Origin of the sequence: Plectonema radiosum NIES-515 (assembly GCF_025753815.1) — a bacterium.
Taxonomy (GTDB): domain Bacteria; phylum Cyanobacteriota; class Cyanobacteriia; order Cyanobacteriales; family Nostocaceae; genus Hassallia; species Hassallia radiosum_A.
Genome location: NZ_JAOWRF010000152.1, coordinates 21,791 through 43,574, shown reverse-complemented (window position 1 = coordinate 43,574; position 21,784 = coordinate 21,791). Strand labels below are relative to the sequence as shown.

Sequence of the window (21,784 nt, the reverse complement as noted above, 5' to 3'; positions counted from 1 at the left end):
CTCTAGGCTAGGATCTTAGTATTGCCAGAACTTTGATACCTATGAATGGATTAAACCGATTAGCTGAAGAAACCTTGTCCATAACACCAACAGAACATTCCCAAAACGATATAGACCACAGCCACACAGATCATACTCATGGGCATGGACAGTCGGCTCATCCACACGTCCATAGCGAAGAGTCATTGCGGCGAATTGTTAATCGACTGTCGCGTATAGAAGGACACGTTCGTGGCATCAAAACAATGGTGCAACAAAATAGTCCTTGTCCTGATGTCTTATTGCAAATTGCCGCCGTTAGAGGTGCAATAGATAAAGTGGCGCGAATTGTTCTCGATGAACATTTAAATGAGTGTATTGGTAGAGCTTGCAAAGAAGGCAATATTGAAGCTGAAATTCAACAACTTAAAGCTGCTTTGGATCGGTTTTTGCCTTAGAAAATAACAATCGATATATACTGTAAAGACGTTCCGCCGGAACGTCTCTACAATGGTTACGATGTTTTTATTACTGTTAATTAAACGGACATGATGTAGTATGTCCCTGGAAAATTACCAATTTCACTATTCTTTCACGGGCAATTATCAAAAAAAAACAATTCTTTTTTTACATGGATTTATGGGTAATTGTCATGAATTTGATGAAACAATAAAATTACTAGCAGATGATTTTTATTGTCTGACAATTGACCTTCCAGGACATGGGAAAACTCAAGTTTTTGGTAGTGATGAGTGCTATACAATGGCAAACACGGCACAAGCATTAATTAATTTATTAGATAACCTAAAAATTGCTCAATGCTTTTTAGTTGGTTATTCAATGGGTGGAAGATTGGCTTTATACCTAAATTTGCATTTTCCTCAACGTTTTTCTAAAGTTATCTTAGAATCAGCTTCTCCTGGTTTAATAGCAGAAGCCGAAGGATTAGAGCGAGTTAAATCTGATGAACAAATAGCGAGAAAATTAACAAGATGTGTTGAAGAAAGTGATTTTAGAGCTTTTCTCTTAAATTGGTATAATCAGCGGATTTTTGGTTATATAAAAAATCATCCTGAGTTTGAGGGCATGATAGAAAGTCGGTTGCAGAATAATCCTTTAGAATTGGCTAAATCATTGCGCTTTATGGGTACTGGATGTCAACCTTGTTTGTGGAAAAAACTCGAAGAGAATAGAAACCCGTTGCTGTTATTAGTTGGGGAGTACGATGAAAAATTTATAGGTGTTAATAGAAAAATGGTTAATGTATGTGAAGCCCAGCTAAAAGTAATTAGTAATTCGGGGCATAATATACATTTTGAAAGTACTTTGGCTTTTGGAGAATATATCAGGAAGTTTTTGATTTAGGTTTGAAGTTATATTTATCGGGGTTAGGGAAATAAGCGTTTAAACGCTTACTACGAATCAATTTTTCGTAGCGTTTAGTTCTTCTTGCAGGTTTTTTTGATAAATGTTGGGTAGATATCGACTGACGGAATTAGTTTCTATGCCATATCCGAGACTTGTCCAAGTGGGGGAAAGTCTTTTCAAAACTTCATTTAACTTTCCTTGATGTAGCAGTTGAGAAATGTCAGTTCCCCAAACTTTGCGATCGCTTAACCAACTGTAAACTACTGCATCTTGATATTCGGGTGCAAAACTATAATTTGCCCAAAACACAAACCGCGTCGGGTTGGGATGATAGCGAGGGGCAATTCTATACCAAGTAGTGTTGATGATTTGATATCTCCCAGCAGCGGTTGAGCAATTGCCTGTATTGGGACCAGTAACAATTGCGACGCATATTTGAGGATGCTGGCTTAAATCGTTGACTTGCTGTCCACCATATAACAGAGAATAAGGGCGATCGCTATTTGCTTCACTTGCTGATATAGTTCGCATTAAAGCACGAATATAAGGATCGCCACCTTTCATCACCAAGGGGGGATTTTTTTGACCAAAGACGGGATCGTTATGCGATCGCAAATCCCCAAATACATACCACTGCAACAAATATACAAAGCCGAGAAGTGCAGCTATCGGTCCAATCAGTTTTTCAACACCTTTCGATTCAACGCTTTTCAGACTCGGACTCCTTACAATTTGCGTATAATCAACAAGAATAATCGACGCACTCCCAAACCTACCGAAAGTGAGGAATTTTAACTCCTAACTCCTAACGGGAGTGCCTTTAGTACAGACGTTCCCTCGGAACGTCTCTACAACTCTTCTATTCAGCTACGTTAGCAAATAACTCTCCAAAGCTTTTCGAGGTAGCCTCTTGTTTAGCAACAATCTCAACAATTTTGTTGCGTGCGGCACTTTCAAACAGTGACTCGACACAAACTTGGGCTACTTTCTGCCGGGGAATGCTGCCCTCGAACAGTGTATCAGCACTTTGCATGACGATTCGATTGGAATTATCCTCATTTTTTAACCCGCCAGGACGGACAATTGTATAAGTCAAACCGCTTTTCTGGATATATTCTTCAGCTTGCTTTTTCCAAACCAAAATCAGCCAGAACAAATTCAAAGGATGAAATAACTTAGAAGTACACAACGAAGAAACGAAAACAAAATGCTCTATTCCCTTAGCTTTGGCAGCATCTACTAAATTTTTAGTGCCTTCAAAATCTACTTTATAAGGTTCTGTGGGGTCAAAACTAGGTTTAGCTCCAGTAGCGCAAAGTAATACTGTGCTATCTCCTAAAGCAGTCGTCAGACTTAGGGGTGTTAATACATCCCCTACAACTAACTCAACATCAGGAGGCAAAATACCCTTCGCTTTTTCTGCGTCACGTACCAAAGCACGGACGGGTATATTTTTTGCAATTAGTTCTTGTACTATCCTACGACCTGTTTCACCTGTTGCCCCTGCTACAAATGCTTTCATCATAAACGCTATCCTGGGAAACTAATGTTTGATTTCTTCGTTCACTATTTTAGTGATTCTATGAAGTTGCTGGCAGATTTTTGAAGTTTCCGTCAAAATGTACTCTAGCGTGCGAATTGTCTGACCCGACGTGGGAATTATTATTAATACAGGTAAACGCAAGATTATACAGGAACGTTTATATGCTTTCACAAAATCGCGAATATCAATCCTTTGAAATAAAAGAAGCAGTTGTACCTGTGGAATCACTAGCACATACTGAAGACGCCTTAGAGCAGGCAATTGGTGGAACACCAACAAAATTTTATGGTCGTTATCACGACTCGATGGAATTGTATGCCCAAGCAAGCTTGGTTGCTGAGTATCTCAATGCTCATTCTTCATGGTTTTCGCGCTGCGCTGAACCGATGAAGGTGCAACCGCTAGGGGAAAATGGTTATGCTTTAGGAATTGGTCGTTTTGGCTCTTTTGGTTATGAGGTGGAGCCAAAAATTGGTTTGGAACTGTTACCTCCCCTTGATGGTATTTACTGCATCCACACTATACCCATCCCCGGCTACTATCCCCCCGGTTATGACGTAGATTATAAGGCATCGTTACGTATGATAGAAGGTGCGGCAAACGATGCACTCACAAATATTTCTGAGATCACACGAGTTGAATGGGAATTGGATTTGATTGTTGATATTCACTTTCCCAAGTTTATTCAGCGTTTGCCTAAGTCTTTGGTGCAATCTACAGGCGATCGCTTACTTAACCAAATCGTCCGTCAAGTCTCAAAGCGCCTTACACGCAAGGTTCGGCAAGATTTTCATCAATCTTTAGGAATAGATTTTCCTGTTAATTCTCAGAAAAAGCGTTGAGTGGATAGTGGATAGTGGATAGTGGATAGTGGTAAATCTTAACAACGCTCCAACGCTCCAACTATCCAACCAACAACCAACCACTATCCACTAACAACCAACAACCAACTAACTAACTATGCATTAGTAAGAAGTCTTTGAACAATTTGCACACCAGTAATAGCCTGCCAAGCAAAAAGTCCCAAAAGTGTGAAATTCAACAAAATGTGAGTCATCCGCGCCCAATTTGCGCCTTTTTGCATAAAAGGAGATAGGGACGCAGAAAATGCAATTATACTCGTCATCCCAAGCCCTGCTAGGAGGTGAGGTCCGAAAAATAACTTACCATTATTGATGTAAGTGACAGCCATACCACCGATGGCACCTGCCACCATCAAACCTAAGAGTATTGACCCGATTTGATAGTGTTTGACGTTATATTTACCTTTAATCAGCTCTTTCTTCTCTTCACCTCCAGCATGTCTGGTACGCTGTACTTGCAACCCTAAATAGGCAGCGTAAATTGAGAATAGCAGTAGCGCCCACATCATTACCGGGTGAAAGAAGTTCAGCCAATATTTCACGGATGGAGAAAGTGCGATATTCATAAGTGTTCCCGCCTAGTTATTAAATCTTTATAAAAGTTAGCATAATCCCTTGAGGAAAGATTGCAAAGCTATTTCTTATAGAAGAAGACTCAGGGAGCCAAGCATCGCAAGCGATCTGGCAACCATCAACCATCGGAAGACGCAGATAGTGGTAGTGGTTTGGCGATCGCTGTCCGCGCACTTTTAGATGGTATCCCAGAGTCGATTGTCATCGGCGTTAGTCTGATTAATGGCAAGACTGTCAGCGCTGTCGCAGGGGATAAGTTACAGCAATTTTTAGGTAAGTGAACTACGTTATTTTTATCTCACGCCAAGTCGCAAAGGCGCAAAGGAAGAAATAAGAGTGAAAAGTCAGGTGTGTGCTTGTGAATGTTTGTATGGTCGCTTAATCGCTAGATGGAAGATATAAGCTAAAGATTTTTCAGAAACCGCAGATAAACACACATAAACACAGATAATGTCTATTTGTGTATTCTGCCTTGAGCCGTTTAGGGGGTGGGGTGCATCTGTGGTTATTTCCGATTCTCTTGTAGTGTGGAAGTAACCCAGTCATTTGTACTCGTTAAGCGATCGCACTTCGGAGGGTTATTTATGGTTTCTACTCAAGATATTCCGTTAATAAAAGCAATTACTCGTGGGGATCTCAAGCTTGTGCAAGCGCTACTGACTCATGGTACGCTTGCTGATACGTGCGATCGCACTGGAACTACGCCGTTAATGTTTGCGGCTTCTTTAGGCTACACCGAAATTGTGCGATCGCTTATAGATGCAGGCGCAAATATCAATTTACCCAGAAAACGCTATAAATTGACAGCTTTAATGTTGGCTGCGAGTGCCAATCAAGTTGATATCGTGCAGCTTTTAATATCTAGAGGTGCTGATGTCAATGCGATTAATGAAGATGGCAGCACAGCTTTAATGGCAGCAGCCTTGAAAGGTTATCTTGATGTGGTGAAAGTCTTACTTACCGCAAATGCAAATGTCAATGTCACAGATAATGATGATGACACTGCTTTGAAAGTGGCAGTTAAACACGGACACTTTGCAATTGTAAAAACATTACTACAAACAGGCGCAGATGTCAATAGCCAAGATGAAGATGGTGAGACTTTGTTGATGGGAGCGGCAGACTTGGGACATTTGGCAGTTGTACAAGCATTGCTGGCAGCGGGGGCTGATGTAAAGCGGCAAAATCAAGATGGGGGAACTGCACTATCAGCAGCAGCAGCAGGGGGTAGGAATGCGATCGCTTCAATTCTATTAGATTGTGGTGCGGATGTGAATACCCAAGATAAAGATGGTGAAACTGCTTTACACCTTGCGGCTGTTGAAGGCTACGGTGATGTGGTAGAAGTGTTACTCAGCCGGGGTGCGGATGTGCATTCTCAAAACCACCTGGGCGATACACCATTGCTTGTTGCGGCGTTGCAGGGACATAGTAAAATTGTTGAGGCGCTGTTGCGGCAAGGTGCGGATGTAAATGGAAAATCAAGCGAAACGCCTTTGTTGCTTTGTGTATCGCAAGGACACACCGAGACGGTGAAAGTATTGTTAGACTACGGTGCTGATGTTAATACTCAAGGAAGCGATCGCAAAACGGTTTTGATGAAAGCTGCGGAAAAAAATCAAATAAAGATAATGCAGCAACTGCTAGATAAGGGTGCAGATGTCAATTATATCGATTCAGCCGGAGCAACAGTTTTAATGTGGGCAGCATCACGGGGTTATAACGAAGCGGTGCAGATGTTAATTAAAGCTGGTGCAGATGTAAATTTAAAAAATCAAGGTGGTTATACGGCTTTGGCGATCGCCGAATTTAATGGTTATAAAGACGTGGTGCAAAGTCTGCGGGCAGCTAGCGCAGAAGAATGAAAAAAAGTCAGAAATTGTCGAGATGCTCCGGTTCCAGAGCGTCTCTACCGCAGTGAGACCTAAAGCGTGGAACGTCTCTACGACCGATATGATTGCCCTAGCTAAACTCTGTGTCCTGTGCTCTTGTAGTGCGGTTCGTTTTCCATTTATTTGCGCTCATCCCTAAGATTAGTAGTAATGTCACCGCAAAATTGACCGTCGCCCGTGCGAAAATTAAAAAAAATAGATTTCAAATGCTTACTGCTTCAGAAACTCCTATTCTTACGGCAATCGTGCTGGTTTTTTTCGGTATTTTGGCTTGGGGCTTTTATCGCGCCAGACCATTTGGTAAACTTGGCATCTTAGCTTGGTTGCAGTCGGTGGTGTTGATGACTCCTTGGCTGTTGTTTTTTGGCTTGTTTGCTGCCGGGATTTACATCAATATAGTCGGTGTGTTATTTTTATTGGTGGGATCGACTGCCTTATACATATTTTTGGGAAGAAAATTGCGAGCAGCTGGACAAGACGCGATTTTAAAACAGCGTGCAACCGAAAGATTAGCCGCTACCCTAGCAACAGAAACTCCAACAAATGCACTTAATGCGGAATTAAAGCTGGAAGATCCGCCAATTCCGGAAGAGGAATTGAACGCAATTAAAGGTATTTTCGGTTTAGATACATTTTTTGCCACAGAAGCGATCGCTTATCAACAAGGAGCGATTTTCAAAGGTAATTTGCGGGGAGATCCCGAAGAAGTTCACAATCGCCTTACCATCAGTTTACAAGAACGTTTGGGCGATAAATATCGCTTGTTCCTCGTCGAAAACCCAGATGGGAAACCTGTAATTATCGTCTTACCCAGCAGTAATGACCCACGTCCGTCAACAGGATCACAAAAAATCTTTGCGGGTATTTTATTTATAGCAACCATCGCCACCTGTTTAGAAGCAGCCGGTTTACTCTTAAGATTTGATTTATTTGACAATCCATCCCGCTTTGCTGAAGCTTTACCCATCGGTGCAGGTATTTTGGCGATTTTGCTTCTTCACGAAATTGGTCATTGGTTAATGGCACGACAGCACCAAATCCGCTTAAGTTTACCATTCTTTCTTCCTGCTGTGCAAATTGGCTCATTTGGGGCAATTACTCGGTTTGAATCTTTATTACCCAACCGCAAGGTATTATTTGATATTGCGATCGCAGGTCCAGCCGCCGGCGGAATTGCTTCTTTGGTAACATTAATAATAGGCTTGCTGCTTTCTCATCAAGGTAGCTTGTTTCAATTACCAAGCGAGTTTTTCCAAGGTTCGATTTTAGTAGGAAGCTTGGCGCGGATAATTCTCGGTTCCGCGTTACAATCATCTGTGGTAAGTATTCATCCTTTAGTGGTGATTGGTTGGTTAGGATTGGTCATCACCGCGATCAACTTAATGCCAGCTGGTGTATTAGATGGTGGACGGATTGTCCAAGCGATTTATGGACGCAAAACCGCAGGAAGAGTTACAGTAGCAACTTTAATTGTTTTAGGGATAGCATCTCTAGCGAATCCCCTTGCAATGTATTGGGCGATCGTGATTTTATTTTTACAAAGGGATTTAGAACGTCCTAGCTTGAACGAAATTAGCGAACCCGACGACGCACGCGCTGCTTTGGGTCTTTTAGCTTTATTCTTAATGATAGCGACCCTTTTACCTTTAGCTCCCGCTTTGGCTGGACGTTTGGGAATTGGGTAATAGGGAGTTCTTGAGAGTTCTTGAGAGGGAGAGTTCTTGAGAGGGGGGAAAGATGTTTCCCATGTTCTGTGTGTCACCAAGGAGTCCCCCTTGTCCCCCTTGTCCCCCTTGTCCCCCTTGTCCCCCTGTGCCCCTTGTCCCCTTGTCCCCCACTCCCCCTGTCTTCCTTATGCTTTCCAACCTAAAAGCAAGTTCGGATAAGCTTTGGGTGTGGGGAAAAGCTTCGCAAAGCTAGTTTGACGTTGTGGGGGTTTTTCCTTGGCAAGGTTCCATAAAGTTTCGTAAAAGAAGAAGGACACACCTGCAAACTTGCGATCGCGTACACTCTGCACTTGTGTTTCAATTTGTTGCATCGGCACAAATCGACCTTTCAAACCTGATAAAATGCCGATACTTACGGGAATATGGCTGCGTGCTGCTTTGACTTCGGGATATTCTAATTCACTGTTAAACACATTCAAATCATTGCGATATATCTGCAAAACTAATTCTTCAATTAGTCCCATCTGTTCCCACTTCTGCCAATCTGCTAAAAAGAAGTCGTAGGAGAAGCGCTGGGGATTAGGTGCAACAGAAACGATGCAATTCTTTTTCGTTGCTTTAATAGCTGTGAATACCCGCTTCATATAGTTAGTGATTTTATTCGCTCGCCAACTTACCCATTCTGGATTCTGAAACTCTCTTGGGGGAGCTTTGCCATTATGCTCTTTTTTGTAGAGTGCAACAGTGTAGGCATCATATCCCAATTCTGATGGTAAACCAAAATGGTCATCAAATTGAATTCCGTCGATGTTGTAATTTCTGACGATTTCGACAATTAAGTTTTGGATAAATTGCTGTACTTCTGGATGAAAGGGATTCAACCAAACGCGATCGTCTTTACCTTCTTTGACGATCCGAGTACCGTTAACGCGATTCGTTAGCCATTGGGGATGACGTTTGGCTAATTGTGAATCAGCCGGTGCCATAAAGCCAAATTCAAACCAGGGAATGACTGTTAAGCCTTTTTGATGTCCGACATGGACAATTTCTTTGAGCATATCACGTTGTTGCAATCCCGGTGTGGGATCGAGCGATCGCCCAATTACACTTTGAGCTACTAAACTTGGATATAATGTCCAGCCCCAATTCCAAACAGTCGGATATACAGTATTAAAGTTTAATTCGTCTAGGCGTTGCAAAGCTTTATTCAGACGCGATCGCTCAAACAAAACATCGCTATCAATATTAGTTAACCACACAGAGCGTAACTCCGCAGCTCCCACAGACGGATTTTGCGCGTTTAAAGGAAAAGACAACATCACCGCCGCTATTATACTTAAAGCTAGCACCGCAGAAAAGAACGCCTTTTGTTTACTCACAAGCTTCATCATCTACTTTCAGTAATTTGATACTCTCCGACTATCACGGTGCGAAGATTCTTAACACATCGAGTGGTACATCCACTTTCTCAATTATCTGTCGGCAGACTCCAAAATCTGCTGACTTTTCTGGACGACCAAGACGTAGATAATGAAGTTGGGATAATTTTTCTGATTCTATCTTTAATTCGTTTATCAAACCCCTCAATTTGATACACCACATTTAGCGATCAAGGCTTTCCAAATTCGTAAATGCGGGGTCTAACACCACACAGTCAAGAACAGCATCACGAGTAGTATTAGTTTATCAAAATTACGCCAGCTTGTCAGAATCGCAAGCCGAGGTAATTTTCCCGCTCATAACAATTGAATTATAAAAATTAGGACTTACTTACTTTACAAAGAGGCGCTTATGTGGATCAGCGGTACTACCCTCACAAGCTTGAAGTATCTGACCAGAATAGTGGGAATTTTTTCCATTTCTATTCCAAAACTGCATAATTTGATGATGCTATACCTATTCTCAATACAGAGGGGAATTCATACTTAACTTCTGTTGTTGCAAATCAAGTAAGGGTTTATGCATAAGATCAAATTTATGTGAATGCGTAAGTCCTAAAAATTTAATTTAGGATTCTCAATGATTAGCTTAATTAATAACCAAGAAAGCACGACAAACTACACAGCAGCTATTACTCGTCTGACGCGGGCAATTATGATGTCTGATGGAGAGTTTTCACTACTGTTAGCGTCCTGCAATGTCAAAAAGCAACAGCAAATAGTCAGCTGGTTAAAAGAATTTTCCTCAGCAGATATCCGAGAAGTCCTGATTCCACCTTGTGCTACGACACTTTATACACCCTTAATCAACGCGATGGGCACTACACCACCCGAAGCTTTGATAGTCAGAGGTTTAGAATCGGTGCTAGAAATTAATCAACTTATGATCTCTACCAATCTCATGCGAGATGAGTTGAGAAAACAGTTTCCCTTTCCGGTGGTGCTCTGGGTTAATGATGAAATTGTGCGAAAGCTAGTTTGGTTAGCGCCTGATTTAAAAGACTGGGCAGGTAGTACTATTAGATTTGATGCGCCAAATCATCACTTTGTCGATCATACGGCACTTTCGGCGTGATATCCTAATCAAAGTCAATTAACGCTCGTTTGAAGCTTTAGTGGATTGTCGAAGCGCCAAAATCACCCTTCCGGGTCAGTCAATTGGGTGATGTGATTTGGCAAATATAAATTTAATGTAAAAGTTAGGAACTAATACCCCGTATAACGGTGTCTGTCTTCACATGTACCACTGAAAATAGTGGTTAAGTTAATCCCAGCTACTTGTATTGTGGGATAATATACTTTTTTATCTTTATTCGCTAGTTATAAATTATTAAATATTCAACTAGCGCTTAATGATTGGCTAATAACTATTAATTAACTACTAAATTTTCACTCTCGCTATGAAAACAATCATCAAGGTTTATCTTACCACAAAAAGAGCGCGAATTTTCACCGCTTTAATTTTGACTGGCTTTTTGTCGATTGGTAGCAATTTCACCCTCATCAAGAATGCTACCGCAGCGCCTGGGAATTTAATGCCAGAAAGCACAAATGAATTCATTAAAGAAAATCTGAGAACAAACAACTTGCCACGTCGAGTCAAAGCAGCAGTGCTGCAAGATGCATCAAAAAGATCGCAAATTTCGCTCAAAGAATTGGAAATTGTTGAATCCACTCCACGAACTTGGAATAATGGTTGCTTGGGAGTATCTCAACCTGATGAAATCTGCACCCAAGCGTTAGTTCCTGGTTGGAAGGTTGTGGTGTCTGACGGTAAACAAAAATGGGTTTATCACACCAATAGTAACGGACGTTTGTTACGAATAGCTTCTACCCAGACTGGGAGAAACTCCGAAACAAAATTACCAGAATCACTGAAAAATGCTGTTTTCCAAGCTGCATCCCAACGTTTGAATCTGCCGATTTCTCAATTAAATATCGTTCAGGTGAAACAGCGCACTTGGAATAATAATTGTTTGAATCTACCGCGTCCTGATGAGGTTTGTACTCAGGCGATCGCTAACGGTTGGAAGGTAGTTGTAGGCGCAGTTGACCAAAGTTTAGTTTATCATACCAATGCATCTGGTTCTGCACTTAGGCTAAATGAAAAAAATAGCGAAATTGCTGACAACGGAATTACACCGATAACGATTCCCACAAGTGAGTTACCACCTGCTTTGAATAAGAATGTTATTTTTCGGCAAATCTCCAATGGTGGCTTGTTTGCGAGAACCTACGAAACTGTATTGTTGAATGACGGACATTTGATGCGCTATCAGATGGGTGATGCTAACGATTCAAAACGTCAAGTATGGCAGGTTTCTCCCGAACAAATGCGACAATTTCAGCGATTGTTAGAAAAGAATAAATTGAGTGAATACCAGAATCTGAATTACCCAGCAACAAAAGGTTCTGGGGATTACATCACCTACACTGTTACCACCAAAGAAGGTACAATTCAGTATAACGATGTTTCGCAGTGGGATCTGCCTAAGGATTTGCAGACAGTCGTCAAAGCTTGGAATGATATTCGCAATATTGCGATCGCTAACCAAATTCCTGATGAAATTAAACCTTTACCTATTCCTCTAAGGGAGTTACCACCACAATTAGATCGCAATGTGGTTTTTCGACAAATTTATAGCGGTGGCTTGATCGGCAAAACCTACGAAACTATTCTGCTTAGTGATGGGCGTTTGATGCAATACTCCATTGGTGATGCGAATGATTCCGAGCGTCGAGTTTGGCAGGTTTCTAAGCAAAAGGTGCGAGAGTTTCAACAACTGCTCAAAGACCATAGATTCAGGGAATTAGAAAATCTAAGTTACCCAGCAACCAAGGGTTCTGCTGATTATATCACCTACACACTCACCAGCGATGATACTACAGTTCGCTACAACGATGTGTCTCAAAATAACCTACCCAAGAATCTACAGGCAGTTGTCAAAGCCTGGAATCAAATTCGCAAAACTTATCAGTAAGGGGTTTTTTAAGAGGGGGAAAGGTTAAAGGGGAGGCAGTGCGGTCTTGGTGTCGGACCTGGGTGGAGCATCTGCCTATGATTGGTACGGAAATAAAATACGGATTTATTCACTATAACTCTATATTTCTTACCCTTTTCCCCTTTCCCTTTACCCTTTCCCCCTCTTTTTCATTGTGCGATCGCGATTCTCTTTTCTTCAATAACTTCATAACCATTAGCCAGTTTCTCAATTGCCCGGTCAATCAAATCTAAACCGTGCTGCACTTTGTCAACCACACTCAACTGTCCGCGTAAATCAGCAGCACCGGCGAAGTTTTTAGCATACCATGTCATATGCTTGCGTGCCTGACGCACACCGCGATCGCCTTTATATTCATACAACGCTTGTAAATGTTCCCTAGCACATTCCAAACGTTGAATTGGCGTCGGTGTCGCTAATAATTCCCCCGTTTTCAGGAAGTGATCGACTTCTCCCACCAAAAACGGATAGCCCAAAGTCCCCCGTGAACACATTACCCCATCGGCACCAGTTTCTTCCAAGCAACGTACCGCAGCTTCCACCGAGAAAATATCGCCATTCCCAATCACGGGTATAGAAAGCACCTCTTTCACACGCGCAATCCATTCCCAGCGAGCGTTACCATTGTAACCTTGAGCGCGGGTGCGTCCATGCACCGTAATCATTTGCGCTCCTGCGTCCTCCATGCGTTTGGCAAAATCAAGAATCGTGATTTCCTGGTCATTCCAGCCGATGCGTGTTTTCACCGTCACTGGTACATTTACTGCCTTCACCACTTCCCGGACAATTGCCTCAGCCACATCTGGTTGACGCAACAGCGAAGAACCACCACCATTCTTAGTAATTTTATTTACCGGGCAACCCATGTTGATATCAACAGTATCAGCGCCTTCTTGTACCGCTTTTATCGCTGCTTCTGCGAGAAAATCCGGACGACAATCAAATAGTTGAACGCTGATTGGTCGTTCGTTGGGGTCTACCTCCATAATTTTCGGCAGTTGCTTGACATAGTGCAACCCCGTAGCATTCACCATCTCCGTATACATCATCGATTCTGGCGCATAACGACGCACCAAACGGCGAAACACCAAATCTGTCACCCCAGACAAAGGCGACTGTAAAACGCGGCTATTGACCTCAAGGGAGCCAATTTTTAGGGGTGTTGAAAGTCTAGCTTTGAGTTCGGGAGATAGCATAAACAATTCTTAATTTCAAAAGGTAAATATTTAACTGTATTTATCTATTGTTGTAGCTTAGAGATATTAAGTGTAGCGCGGCTGTTATCATATTTATGTGGTTTTTCATGCTGTGGCTGGACGCAGAAAATGGCGAAGAATCATATTGAACTTAGAAGAAATAAATACTTCAAACTTAGTTCACAAATTGCTGAGTTGGATAATGCACAATTGCATTTTCTGTTTGACAATAGTGAGTCGAATGAGTCAAGCACAGGTTGGGGAATAAATCACGTTATCGTTCTTGGAGAATCTAAGGTCTTTGTGAAACGGGTTCCAATGACGAACCTCGAATATGACAATTTGTTCTGCCGACTTACTGTAATTACAACTTAGGTTCCACTAGTTTTGGGGTCTTCCGCGAACTCGTGACCCATATCAAGACAACCAACTGGGTATTAGAGGGGGCGATCGCCACCTTCCCACTGATGTACCATTATCGGATTATTCCCTTCTCTTGGCAACGGACGGATGCAAAGATAAAGCATCTACAAGGATATGTGGAATCTTGGGGCAATAGTGAGAACGTTAGGAATTGTGTGTTGGCTCGAGCGATCGCCAACTATGAGTTGGTTCTGTTTATAACACTTTTAGCTGAAAACCCCGAAATTAAAACCTAAAAACTTTTTGGGTTTTTAGGTTTTAATGTCTTTTAAGACGGGACGGGAAAGCCGTGCGGGGGATTTATCCCCCGGTTGATTTTGTGTTATCTTATTTTTAACAGGAAGGGTAATCAACCTGTATAAAAACCTAACTGCTTAACAGCAATCTGTACCTTGACAATTGAATCTTGTTGGTTCTACTGCATTGTTCTAGTTTCCTCCTAGCAGTAGGTAAAAGATTCATAGGAACTAGACGACTGGTGAATTTTGAAACAAATCGTTTCAGTTAAACAGAACTTGCAGCAATGCAACTAGGGTAGGGCATACCCAAAGTTACGCTTGGGGAGAGTCCCACCTCTGGGCTAGGTAACGTAAGGAACCTAGTTTAAGTGGTCTCGTTGAACCAAGAATCCCCGTCGATTTATCGCGGGGAGTGTCAAAGAGTACATACCGCATATTCTGGAAACATGGCTGCAAGAAAATCCCAACAAACTCCAGAAACCCCTGGATGACTTACGCACGACGATTGACTTTTTGAGGACGAAGAAAATCATCCACTTCGACGCGCATTTTCGCAACGTCCTGACCGACGGTGAGCAGATATATTTGACCGATTTTGGTTTGGTACTTGACAAGAGCTTTGCCTTGACTTCAGATGAAGAGTCTTTCTTTGAGCAGAACACATTTTACGACTACGGAGAAGTCCTGCGGAATTTTGGACACCTGATTCGACCGTCCTATTATTCATGTTCGGAGAACGATAAACGCAGGATAATGGAAAAATATGGCATAAAAGAAGGCTTACAGCCTTATGAGGTGGGGTCGATATTACTCGACAACATTGAGCAGATACATGCTGACGGGGTGATGAAGTTAGACGAGTTCTATGTTGCCAGCATCGTCAAATACCGCAGCATCATTACGCTGATGCAAGACTTCTTTGCTGATATGTGGGGAAATAACAACAAGGACACGAAACTCGATCGCGCAAAACTACGGCTTCTGCTGAAAGAGACGGGGTTTATTCCTAGTGCTGAATTTCACACACAGTAAATATATTGGCGATTATAACTAGCGAATATCATGATTGTTTACCTTTAAACACCGTGACGATATGTGTTTAAAGCAAATAACCACTAAAAATCAACCCTAACCAGACTTAAAGACGGCAAACACCACTAGATAGTTACGGTTCACCCTAATTACTGAAAGTACTTATTCTCATACATTAGACGAAGTGAGAGCAAATAAATCAATGAGCCGATTAGACCAGCTTTGAAGCAACCGTCCTAAACAAGGTTCGGGAAACCCTCCTTCATAGACTGCCTGCACAGGCTCAGTATATATATCAGCATAGCCTGGGATTAAAACCCCCAAGGATTCCCAAAAAAAGGTATTCATGCTGAACTAGCTGTTCTCTTAACCCAGTTGGTTCAAAATTTAGTACTAATTCTCCCATTCATTTTCATTCGTTTGTAGTTATACGGAGCCAGCACTTAAAATGGCAAAAGTAGTAGGAATTGACTTAGGTACGACAAACTCCTGCGTCGCAGTGATGGAAGGTGGTAAACCCACAGTTATTGCCAACGCAGAAGGATTTCGGACAACGCCTAGTGTGGTAGCATTTGCCAAAAATGGCGATCGCTTGGTTGGACAAATTGCCAAGCGTCAAGCGGTGATGAACCCGGAAAACACCTTTTACTCGGTGAAACGCTTCATCGGACGCCGTTACGACGAAGTAACCAAAGAAACTACTGAAGTTTCTTACAAAATCGTCAGCAGCAGCGGCAACGTCAAAATAGAATGTCCCGGACTGAACAAAGCATTTGCACCAGAAGAAATTTCTGCCCAAGTTCTTCGCAAACTAGTTGAAGACGCAAGTAAATATCTTGGTGAAACTGTCACCCAAGCTGTAATTACCGTTCCCGCTTACTTCAACGACTCGCAACGCCAAGCCACCAAAGATGCTGGTAAAATTGCCGGGGTCGAAGTTCTGCGGATTATCAACGAACCTACCGCAGCTTCACTAGCATACGGATTTGACAAAAAAAGTAACGAAACCATTTTAGTATTTGACCTTGGTGGTGGTACTTTCGACGTGTCTGTCCTGGAAGTGGGTGACGGTGTATTTGAAGTACTAGCGACATCTGGTGATACTCACCTTGGTGGTGACGACTTCGATAAAAAAATCGTTGACTATTTAGCCGACCAATTCAAAAAAGACGAAGGTGTCGAACTCCGTAAAGACAGACAAGCTTTACAACGTTTGACAGAAGCCGCAGAAAAGGCAAAAATTGAACTTTCTAGCGTCAGCCAAGCAGAAATCAACTTGCCATTTATCACCGCTACCCAGGATGGTCCCAAGCACCTGGAGATGACGTTGACTCGCGCTAAGTTTGAAGAACTGTGTTCCGACTTAATCGATCGCTGCCGCATTCCTGTTGAAAATGCGCTGCGTGATGCTAAATTAAGCAAAACCGATATTGATGAAGTCGTCTTAGTTGGTGGTTCTACCCGCATTCCCGCCGTGCAACAGGTGGTGAAAACTGTTTTGGGTAAAGAACCTAACCAAACCGTTAACCCCGATGAAGTTGTAGCCGTTGGTGCTGCTATTCAAGCGGGTGTGCTTGCTGGTGATGTCACGGGCATTCTGTTGTTAGATGTATCACCTTTGTCTTTGGGTGTAGAAACCTTAGGCGGTGTGATGACTAAGATTATCCCTCGCAACACCACCATTCCTACCAAGAAATCGGAAGTCTTCTCTACTGCCGTGGATGGTCAAACCAACGTGGAAATTCACGTCCTCCAAGGGGAACGGGAGATGTCCAACGATAATAAGAGTTTGGGAACCTTCCGACTTGATGGTATTCCCCCAGCACCTCGCGGTGTACCTCAAATTGAAGTTACCTTTGACATTGATGCTAACGGTATTCTCAACGTTACCGCTAAAGACAAAGGCACTGGTAAGGAGCAGTCTATCAGCATTACAGGCGCTTCTACCCTCGACAAAACCGATGTTGAGCGGATGGTCAGAGAAGCTGAACAAAATGCTTCTACTGACAAAGACCGTCGTGAGAAAATTGAACGCAAGAACCAAGCCGATTCGTTGTCATACCAAGCTGAGAAGCAGTTGCAAGAATTAGGCGATAAAGTTCCCGAAGCTGACAAAACCAAAGTTGAAGGTTTGGTAAAAGACTTGCGAGATGCTGTCTCTAAAGAAGACGACGAGCAAATCAAGAAGCTGATGCCAGAATTACAACAAGCGCTATTTGCTGTTGGTAGTAATCTTTATCAACAAGGTGGTGGTGCTACTGGAGGTGCTGAACCTCAAGATGGCGCTGGTTCTACCTCTTCTGGTAGCGGCAGCGGTGATGATGTGATTGATGCTGATTTCACTGAATCTAAGTAATAGCTAATCGCTAATAACAAAACCATCCAAGGTCTATCCTTGGGTGGTTATTTTTATTTGTTAATTAATTCATGGTTAGAAGTATGAAAAGCTCACGCAAAGCCGCAGAGACGCAAAGGAAAGAAGGAGAGAAAAAGTGGGATATCCACAAGCACCTTGGATGCTAAAAGGCTACGCTATCTCAACTGTGCATTTAGTCGATGTTGACAAAGTGCGATCGCTTATCCCCTCTGAGTTAAATATTATTTCTGTATTGCCTGGGAAAACTTTAAGTGTGGTATATGTATCTGATTACGGTGCGGGTTCGGTGTTGGAATACAGTGAGTTAATTGTCGCCCCCGCAATGGTTAGTTATCAAGGTAAATTCGGTGGTTGGGTTTCGCATATTTATGTAGATAATCCTGATTCTGTGGCTGGTGGTCGAGAGATTTGGGGACTTCCAAAGGAAATGGCTGAGTTTACCTGGGAAGATCATAAACGTGTTATTGTTCGTCAGGGTAAGAAGATTTTATGTAGTCTTGAATATAAGCAACAAAGCTTGGCTTGGCGACAGTGGTTAGGCGGTTCTGCTTTTAGTACGATGGGTCATGATTTGTTGATGTTTGGCGCCCAATTTGAGTCTCGCTTGGGTTTGATTGGCTCTAGGTTAGAAGTTCCTGCTGAAAGTCCTTTTGCGGGGATTAATTTAGGTCAGCCTTTTTTAACGGTGAGGTGCGAGGAGATGAGTTTGCAGGTTGCGGCGCCCCATGTTGTGCGAGAAAAAATAACGAACCGCCAAGGGCGCCAAGGACGCCAAGGGATAAGAGTTTTAGAGAGTTTTTGCGCTCATTCCTGACTTATTTTTCCCAGTCCCTAGTCCCCAATCCCCAGTCACAATTAACATATTTGAGTGAAACGTGCCACTATAGGATATGTAGCGCCAACCAAATTCAGTAATAGGAAGGCAGGCATAACGTAGTGCAGATAACATTTTTAGGGACGAGTTCTGGTGTACCCACGCGATCGCGCAATGTTTCTAGCGTTGCTCTGAGATTACCACAAAGGGCGGAAATGTGGTTATTTGATTGTGGTGAAGGTACTCAGCATCAAATTATACGGAGTGAGTTAAAAATCAGCCAACTCTCCCGAATTTTTATCACTCACATGCACGGGGATCACATTTTTGGTTTAATGGGTCTTCTGGCTACTTGCGGTTTAGCCGGCAATGTAGACCGAATTGATATTTATGGTCCACCGGGATTGAATGAATATTTGCAAGCTGCCTCCCGCTACTCTCACACTCACTTTTCTTACCCCTTAAAAGTTCACGTTGTCCGTCCGGGGATAATTTACGAAGACGATGAATTTACCGTTAGCTGCGGTCTTTTGCAACACCGCATTCCCGCTTTCGGCTACCGCGTCGTCGAAAAAGACCGTTCCGGACGCTTTGATATCGAAAAAGCGAAAGAATTGCAAATTCCTGCCGGTCGAATTTACGGTCAACTCAAGCGGGGTGAAACTGTTACCCTGAGCGATGGACGAGTTATTGACGGCAATCAATTGTGTGGACCGACAGAAATTGGACGCAAAATTGCTTATTGTACTGACACAGTTTTTTGTGATGGTGCGGTGGAATTAGCACACGATGCAGATGTGTTAATTCATGAAGCTACTTTTGCCCATCAAGACGCAGACATGGCTTTTCAACGGTTGCACTCGACAACTACAATGGCAGCGCAAACAGCTTTAGGTGCAGGGGCACATCGACTGATTATGACTCATTTTAGTCCCCGCTACGCTCCGGGAAATTCCGTAGAGTTAAAGGATCTGCTTCTAGAAGCCCGTGCTATTTTTCCGAAGACAGACATGGCTTATGATTTTTTCACCTATCAAGTACCCAGACGCCGGGAAGTAGAGTTAATTAAGGCAGGAGTTTGAATTTATCAAATCATATCAATCAGGCATAATCACACATGTTGTAGAGACGTTCCGGCGGAACGTCTTTACGACGGTTAAAATGTTTTTATTAATGTTAATTAAGGGGACATGATATCAAATTAACCCATTCATCAAAGTTATCATTGACCACCAATTTTTTTCCTGTCAAGTATACACCTTCTGCGCCTACACTAGTGCTAATAACAGGTAAACCCGCTTCTAACATTTCCAGAGTTTTTAGTTTAATTCCAGCCCCTTTTAGTAAAGGAACAATACCTATCTCAGCTTTCTCAAAAAATGCGGTAGGGTCAAGGGCAAATCCAGTTACTATAATATTATCACTCTTCAGTGCCAAAACTTTCTTAGTTGGACTAGAACCGACAATATAAAGTTTAAATTCTGGGTCTTTTTGCCGCAATTTAGAAAAGCAATTCTCCACAAATGTGAGAATAGCTTGTTCATTTTCTGGTCTACTCATCGCTGCCCAAAATAATAAGCTTTTTTTCTCGATTTTTTCTGGATGACGCTTGACTTGATAAATAAAGTTACTAAGTTGGGGAGGTTTGACAATAATTCTTTCTTGAGGAATACTAAACAAAGAAGTCAAAATATCGCGGTCTTTTTGAGATAGAACCCATAACTCATTTGCTGTGGAGTAAAGAGTTTTTTCATAATGAAAAATTCTTGCTACTTCAATACCTAAAATCAAGTTATTCTCTGCCTTTCTTAAAAAGGATTGAGAGACAACATCATGTATACTGATTATAGTTTTAGTTTGCTTTGAATTAATTTGCGGCTCGATCAAGTCTAGATACACCGCAGCATGAGAATATTCAAAGTGAATTATATCGTATGTATTTTGTTTGAGTAATTCTTGCAGCTTTTTGATAACTGCTGTTTGCCGACGTGAAGAGAACTTAAAAGGTATCTGAAAATAAGTTAAGCAAGCGCTAATTTTGTTTAGTTTGAAAAGGGGATGAGTGTAAAGGCGATCGCTATATTTTTCTCTTAAATCTTTTCCCGCAATTATTTCGGCTTGATTAGCTATAACTACTACATCAACTATACCATAACTCGCATACTCTTCGAGATTTTTAAACGCTATTTTTTGCCCAGCTTGCGGGTACTCATTTGTGGGTGCATGAGCCGAAATAAATAAAATCTTTGACATAGAATCATATGATGGGAGCGCAAATCAACCATAATAAAAAATTCTCAAACTTTGTAGAGACGTAGCATTGCTACGTCTCTACAACAATATAGGCAATTTAATATGATATCATTACCACTTACCGTAGTCATCCGAAACTGGCTTTTTGATATATTTGTTAATAAAAGTTTTTACTTTTCTTGCCGTTGGTGGTTTAAGAAAATACCTCGCAGGAATAGCAAATACTTCATTTAAAACCCATCTTAGATAAGCTTGATTACGTTGATAATCTAAATTTTCTCCCTGATATCTTGTAGTTTGCTTACTTATTCTCCAGCACTCTTTAATTAACTTTGCTCTCTCCAAGAAATTAGCAGCAGAACTCATCCCATTCAGAGAGTAAGCTGCAAGGGGAGTATCAATATAATGAAACTTAAAACCCGAAATAAATAAACGCAGAATCAAATCATAATCCGCAGCAATTTTATATTGTAAGTCATATAAACCAACCAAATCATATGCCGATTTTTTGATAAAGCATGATGGATGGTTTAATGTAAATCTGATTGGTAATTTATCTAAGTCCCCAGGTGAAAAAGTGGCAACATATTCTCCTTCAAAGTAGTTGTCTATAGGAGAGTAAAGTACATCAATATCTAAGTAGTTGCTAAATATTTGCTCTACTATCTTAATTGCGTCATTTTGATACCAATCGTCAGAATTTATAATACCTATTATGTCTCCGGTTGCAAGGCTAATTCCTTTATTTATAGCATCGTAAGCACCTGCATCTGCCTCAGAAATAAATAGATTTATAGAGTTGATATATTTGTTGATAATTTCACAGGTTCTATCTGTAGAACCACCATCAATAATAATATATTCCAGATGACAGTTTTTTTGCTGAGAAACAACACTTAATATTGTTTTTTCAATAGTTTTTTCTGAGTTAAAACTTGGTGAAATGATAGATATTTTTAGAGGTATTGACATAGTATATATAAAAGTATATTAACTAATATTTTGCACCTACACCCTGGAAGGGTGAGGCTATACAAACAAAGCCCACCTCTGTGGGCTGAAACCCTTAATTTTCCATAGTCCGCGCAGGTGGACTTGGCTTGTGTAGCCCCAGACTTCCAGTC

22 protein-coding genes are annotated in these 21,784 nt (G+C 41.8%); 13 read left to right on the top strand and 9 right to left on the bottom strand.

From position 1 onward, the window contains the following. The first annotated feature begins 41 nt into the window (after positions 1 to 41). Together OGM63_RS10165 and menH are read left to right on the top strand one after the other, a co-directional pair. On the top strand, positions 42 to 437 hold the full coding sequence (locus OGM63_RS10165; RefSeq protein ID WP_263745397.1) for a metal-sensing transcriptional repressor: 396 nt from the start codon (positions 42 to 44) through the stop codon (positions 435 to 437). Positions 438 to 537: 100 nt separating this feature from the next. After that, entirely contained in the window at positions 538 to 1,344 is an 807-nt protein-coding gene (gene menH, locus OGM63_RS10160) for a 2-succinyl-6-hydroxy-2,4-cyclohexadiene-1-carboxylate synthase (RefSeq protein WP_263745396.1), read from the top strand. Between the two features lie 57 nt (positions 1,345 to 1,401). Here the strand turns inward: menH and OGM63_RS10155 are convergent, their stop codons facing one another. Next, positions 1,402 to 1,989 carry a glycoside hydrolase family 24 protein gene (locus OGM63_RS10155; RefSeq protein ID WP_318528440.1) on the bottom strand — a complete coding sequence of 196 codons (588 nt, stop codon included), beginning with the start codon at positions 1,987 to 1,989 and terminating at the stop codon, positions 1,402 to 1,404. A gap of 217 nt (positions 1,990 to 2,206) precedes the next feature. Continuing rightward, positions 2,207 to 2,869 carry an NAD(P)H-binding protein gene (locus tag OGM63_RS10150; protein WP_263745399.1) on the bottom strand — a complete coding sequence of 221 codons (663 nt, stop codon included), beginning with the start codon at positions 2,867 to 2,869 and terminating at the stop codon, positions 2,207 to 2,209. Positions 2,870 to 3,051: 182 nt separating this feature from the next. Between OGM63_RS10150 and OGM63_RS10145 the strand changes: the two genes are divergently transcribed. Next, complete coding sequence (locus OGM63_RS10145) at positions 3,052 to 3,732, top strand: DUF1997 domain-containing protein (RefSeq protein ID WP_263745395.1); 681 nt, start codon at positions 3,052 to 3,054, stop codon at positions 3,730 to 3,732. Positions 3,733 to 3,848: 116 nt separating this feature from the next. Here the strand turns inward: OGM63_RS10145 and OGM63_RS10140 are convergent, their stop codons facing one another. Beyond that, positions 3,849 to 4,319 (bottom strand): DUF4079 domain-containing protein, encoded by a 471-nt coding sequence (locus OGM63_RS10140; protein ID WP_263745394.1) that lies wholly within the window; start codon positions 4,317 to 4,319, stop codon positions 3,849 to 3,851. Between the two features lie 159 nt (positions 4,320 to 4,478). Between OGM63_RS10140 and OGM63_RS10135 the strand changes: the two genes are divergently transcribed. The 3 genes from OGM63_RS10135 (at position 4,479) to OGM63_RS10125 (ending at position 7,903) form a co-directional block, all read left to right on the top strand. Next, positions 4,479 to 4,607, top strand: coding sequence for a hypothetical protein (locus OGM63_RS10135; protein WP_263745393.1), 129 nt, complete (start codon positions 4,479 to 4,481; stop codon positions 4,605 to 4,607). Between the two features lie 303 nt (positions 4,608 to 4,910). After that, the gene (locus tag OGM63_RS10130) at positions 4,911 to 6,191 is read left to right on the top strand and encodes an ankyrin repeat domain-containing protein (protein WP_263745391.1); all 1,281 of its coding nucleotides are present in this window, start codon (positions 4,911 to 4,913) and stop codon (positions 6,189 to 6,191) included. A 233-nt stretch (positions 6,192 to 6,424) separates the two neighbouring features. Next, positions 6,425 to 7,903: a site-2 protease family protein gene (locus OGM63_RS10125; protein WP_263745390.1), complete on the top strand. Its 1,479-nt coding sequence runs from the start codon at positions 6,425 to 6,427 to the stop codon at positions 7,901 to 7,903. Between the two features lie 167 nt (positions 7,904 to 8,070). Here OGM63_RS10125 and OGM63_RS10120 read toward each other — a convergent pair whose 3' ends face one another. Together OGM63_RS10120 and OGM63_RS10115 are read right to left on the bottom strand one after the other, a co-directional pair. Next, positions 8,071 to 9,273, bottom strand: a complete 1,203-nt coding sequence (locus OGM63_RS10120) for a glycoside hydrolase family 10-like protein (protein ID WP_263745398.1) — start codon at positions 9,271 to 9,273, stop codon at positions 8,071 to 8,073. A gap of 34 nt (positions 9,274 to 9,307) precedes the next feature. After that, complete coding sequence (locus tag OGM63_RS10115; RefSeq protein ID WP_263745389.1) at positions 9,308 to 9,463, bottom strand: hypothetical protein; 156 nt, start codon at positions 9,461 to 9,463, stop codon at positions 9,308 to 9,310. Between the two features lie 441 nt (positions 9,464 to 9,904). On the opposite strand from OGM63_RS10115, the gene OGM63_RS10110 reads away from it, so the two are divergent. Together OGM63_RS10110 and OGM63_RS10105 are read left to right on the top strand one after the other, a co-directional pair. Beyond that, entirely contained in the window at positions 9,905 to 10,399 is a 495-nt protein-coding gene (locus OGM63_RS10110) for a hypothetical protein (RefSeq protein ID WP_263745388.1), read from the top strand. 325 nt (positions 10,400 to 10,724) lie between these two features. After that, positions 10,725 to 12,305 (top strand): DUF8738 domain-containing protein, encoded by a 1,581-nt coding sequence (locus tag OGM63_RS10105; RefSeq protein WP_263745387.1) that lies wholly within the window; start codon positions 10,725 to 10,727, stop codon positions 12,303 to 12,305. A gap of 170 nt (positions 12,306 to 12,475) precedes the next feature. On the opposite strand, the gene dusB is transcribed toward OGM63_RS10105, so the two are convergent. Continuing rightward, positions 12,476 to 13,528: a tRNA dihydrouridine synthase DusB gene (dusB, locus tag OGM63_RS10100; RefSeq protein WP_263745386.1), complete on the bottom strand. Its 1,053-nt coding sequence runs from the start codon at positions 13,526 to 13,528 to the stop codon at positions 12,476 to 12,478. Positions 13,529 to 13,929: 401 nt separating this feature from the next. Here dusB and OGM63_RS10095 point away from each other — a divergent pair, with 401 nt between their 5' ends. Both OGM63_RS10095 and OGM63_RS10090 read left to right on the top strand, forming a co-directional pair. Continuing rightward, positions 13,930 to 14,181, top strand: a complete 252-nt coding sequence (locus tag OGM63_RS10095) for a hypothetical protein (protein WP_263745385.1) — start codon at positions 13,930 to 13,932, stop codon at positions 14,179 to 14,181. 588 nt (positions 14,182 to 14,769) lie between these two features. Further along, entirely contained in the window at positions 14,770 to 15,216 is a 447-nt protein-coding gene (locus OGM63_RS10090) for a hypothetical protein (protein WP_263745384.1), read from the top strand. Between the two features lie 168 nt (positions 15,217 to 15,384). Here the strand turns inward: OGM63_RS10090 and OGM63_RS10085 are convergent, their stop codons facing one another. Next, the gene (locus tag OGM63_RS10085) at positions 15,385 to 15,564 is read right to left on the bottom strand and encodes a hypothetical protein (protein ID WP_263745383.1); all 180 of its coding nucleotides are present in this window, start codon (positions 15,562 to 15,564) and stop codon (positions 15,385 to 15,387) included. 100 nt (positions 15,565 to 15,664) lie between these two features. On the opposite strand from OGM63_RS10085, the gene dnaK reads away from it, so the two are divergent. The 3 genes from dnaK (at position 15,665) to OGM63_RS10070 (ending at position 19,489) form a co-directional block, all read left to right on the top strand. After that, entirely contained in the window at positions 15,665 to 17,572 is a 1,908-nt protein-coding gene (gene dnaK, locus OGM63_RS10080) for a molecular chaperone DnaK (RefSeq protein ID WP_263745382.1), read from the top strand. A 136-nt stretch (positions 17,573 to 17,708) separates the two neighbouring features. Then, a complete protein-coding gene (locus OGM63_RS10075; RefSeq protein WP_263745381.1) occupies positions 17,709 to 18,407 on the top strand; it encodes an acetoacetate decarboxylase family protein in 699 nt (232 codons plus the stop codon). A gap of 122 nt (positions 18,408 to 18,529) precedes the next feature. Beyond that, on the top strand, positions 18,530 to 19,489 hold the full coding sequence (locus tag OGM63_RS10070) for a ribonuclease Z (protein WP_263745380.1): 960 nt from the start codon (positions 18,530 to 18,532) through the stop codon (positions 19,487 to 19,489). A 94-nt stretch (positions 19,490 to 19,583) separates the two neighbouring features. Here the strand turns inward: OGM63_RS10070 and OGM63_RS10065 are convergent, their stop codons facing one another. After that, a complete protein-coding gene (locus OGM63_RS10065; RefSeq protein ID WP_263745379.1) occupies positions 19,584 to 20,660 on the bottom strand; it encodes a glycosyltransferase family 4 protein in 1,077 nt (358 codons plus the stop codon). A 111-nt stretch (positions 20,661 to 20,771) separates the two neighbouring features. Continuing rightward, positions 20,772 to 21,632, bottom strand: a complete 861-nt coding sequence (locus OGM63_RS10060) for a glycosyltransferase family 2 protein (protein ID WP_263745378.1) — start codon at positions 21,630 to 21,632, stop codon at positions 20,772 to 20,774. Positions 21,633 to 21,784 lie beyond the last annotated feature (152 nt).

Bases quoted from the DNA above. Each gene is read 5' to 3' on its own strand.
- OGM63_RS10165 (WP_263745397.1), top strand. From the start codon at position 42: ATGAATGGATTAAACCGATTAGCTGAAGAAACCTTGTCCATAACACCA.
- menH (WP_263745396.1), top strand. From the start codon at position 538: ATGTCCCTGGAAAATTACCAATTTCACTATTCTTTCACGGGCAATTAT.
- OGM63_RS10150 (WP_263745399.1), bottom strand. From the start codon at position 2,869: ATGAAAGCATTTGTAGCAGGGGCAACAGGTGAAACAGGTCGTAGGATA.
- OGM63_RS10145 (WP_263745395.1), top strand. From the start codon at position 3,052: ATGCTTTCACAAAATCGCGAATATCAATCCTTTGAAATAAAAGAAGCA.
- OGM63_RS10140 (WP_263745394.1), bottom strand. From the start codon at position 4,319: ATGAATATCGCACTTTCTCCATCCGTGAAATATTGGCTGAACTTCTTT.
- OGM63_RS10130 (WP_263745391.1), top strand. From the start codon at position 4,911: ATGGTTTCTACTCAAGATATTCCGTTAATAAAAGCAATTACTCGTGGG.
- OGM63_RS10125 (WP_263745390.1), top strand. From the start codon at position 6,425: ATGCTTACTGCTTCAGAAACTCCTATTCTTACGGCAATCGTGCTGGTT.
- OGM63_RS10120 (WP_263745398.1), bottom strand. From the start codon at position 9,273: ATGAAGCTTGTGAGTAAACAAAAGGCGTTCTTTTCTGCGGTGCTAGCT.
- OGM63_RS10110 (WP_263745388.1), top strand. From the start codon at position 9,905: ATGATTAGCTTAATTAATAACCAAGAAAGCACGACAAACTACACAGCA.
- OGM63_RS10105 (WP_263745387.1), top strand. From the start codon at position 10,725: ATGAAAACAATCATCAAGGTTTATCTTACCACAAAAAGAGCGCGAATT.
- OGM63_RS10085 (WP_263745383.1), bottom strand. From the start codon at position 15,564: ATGAATACCTTTTTTTGGGAATCCTTGGGGGTTTTAATCCCAGGCTAT.
- dnaK (WP_263745382.1), top strand. From the start codon at position 15,665: ATGGCAAAAGTAGTAGGAATTGACTTAGGTACGACAAACTCCTGCGTC.
- OGM63_RS10065 (WP_263745379.1), bottom strand. From the start codon at position 20,660: ATGTCAAAGATTTTATTTATTTCGGCTCATGCACCCACAAATGAGTAC.
- OGM63_RS10060 (WP_263745378.1), bottom strand. From the start codon at position 21,632: ATGTCAATACCTCTAAAAATATCTATCATTTCACCAAGTTTTAACTCA.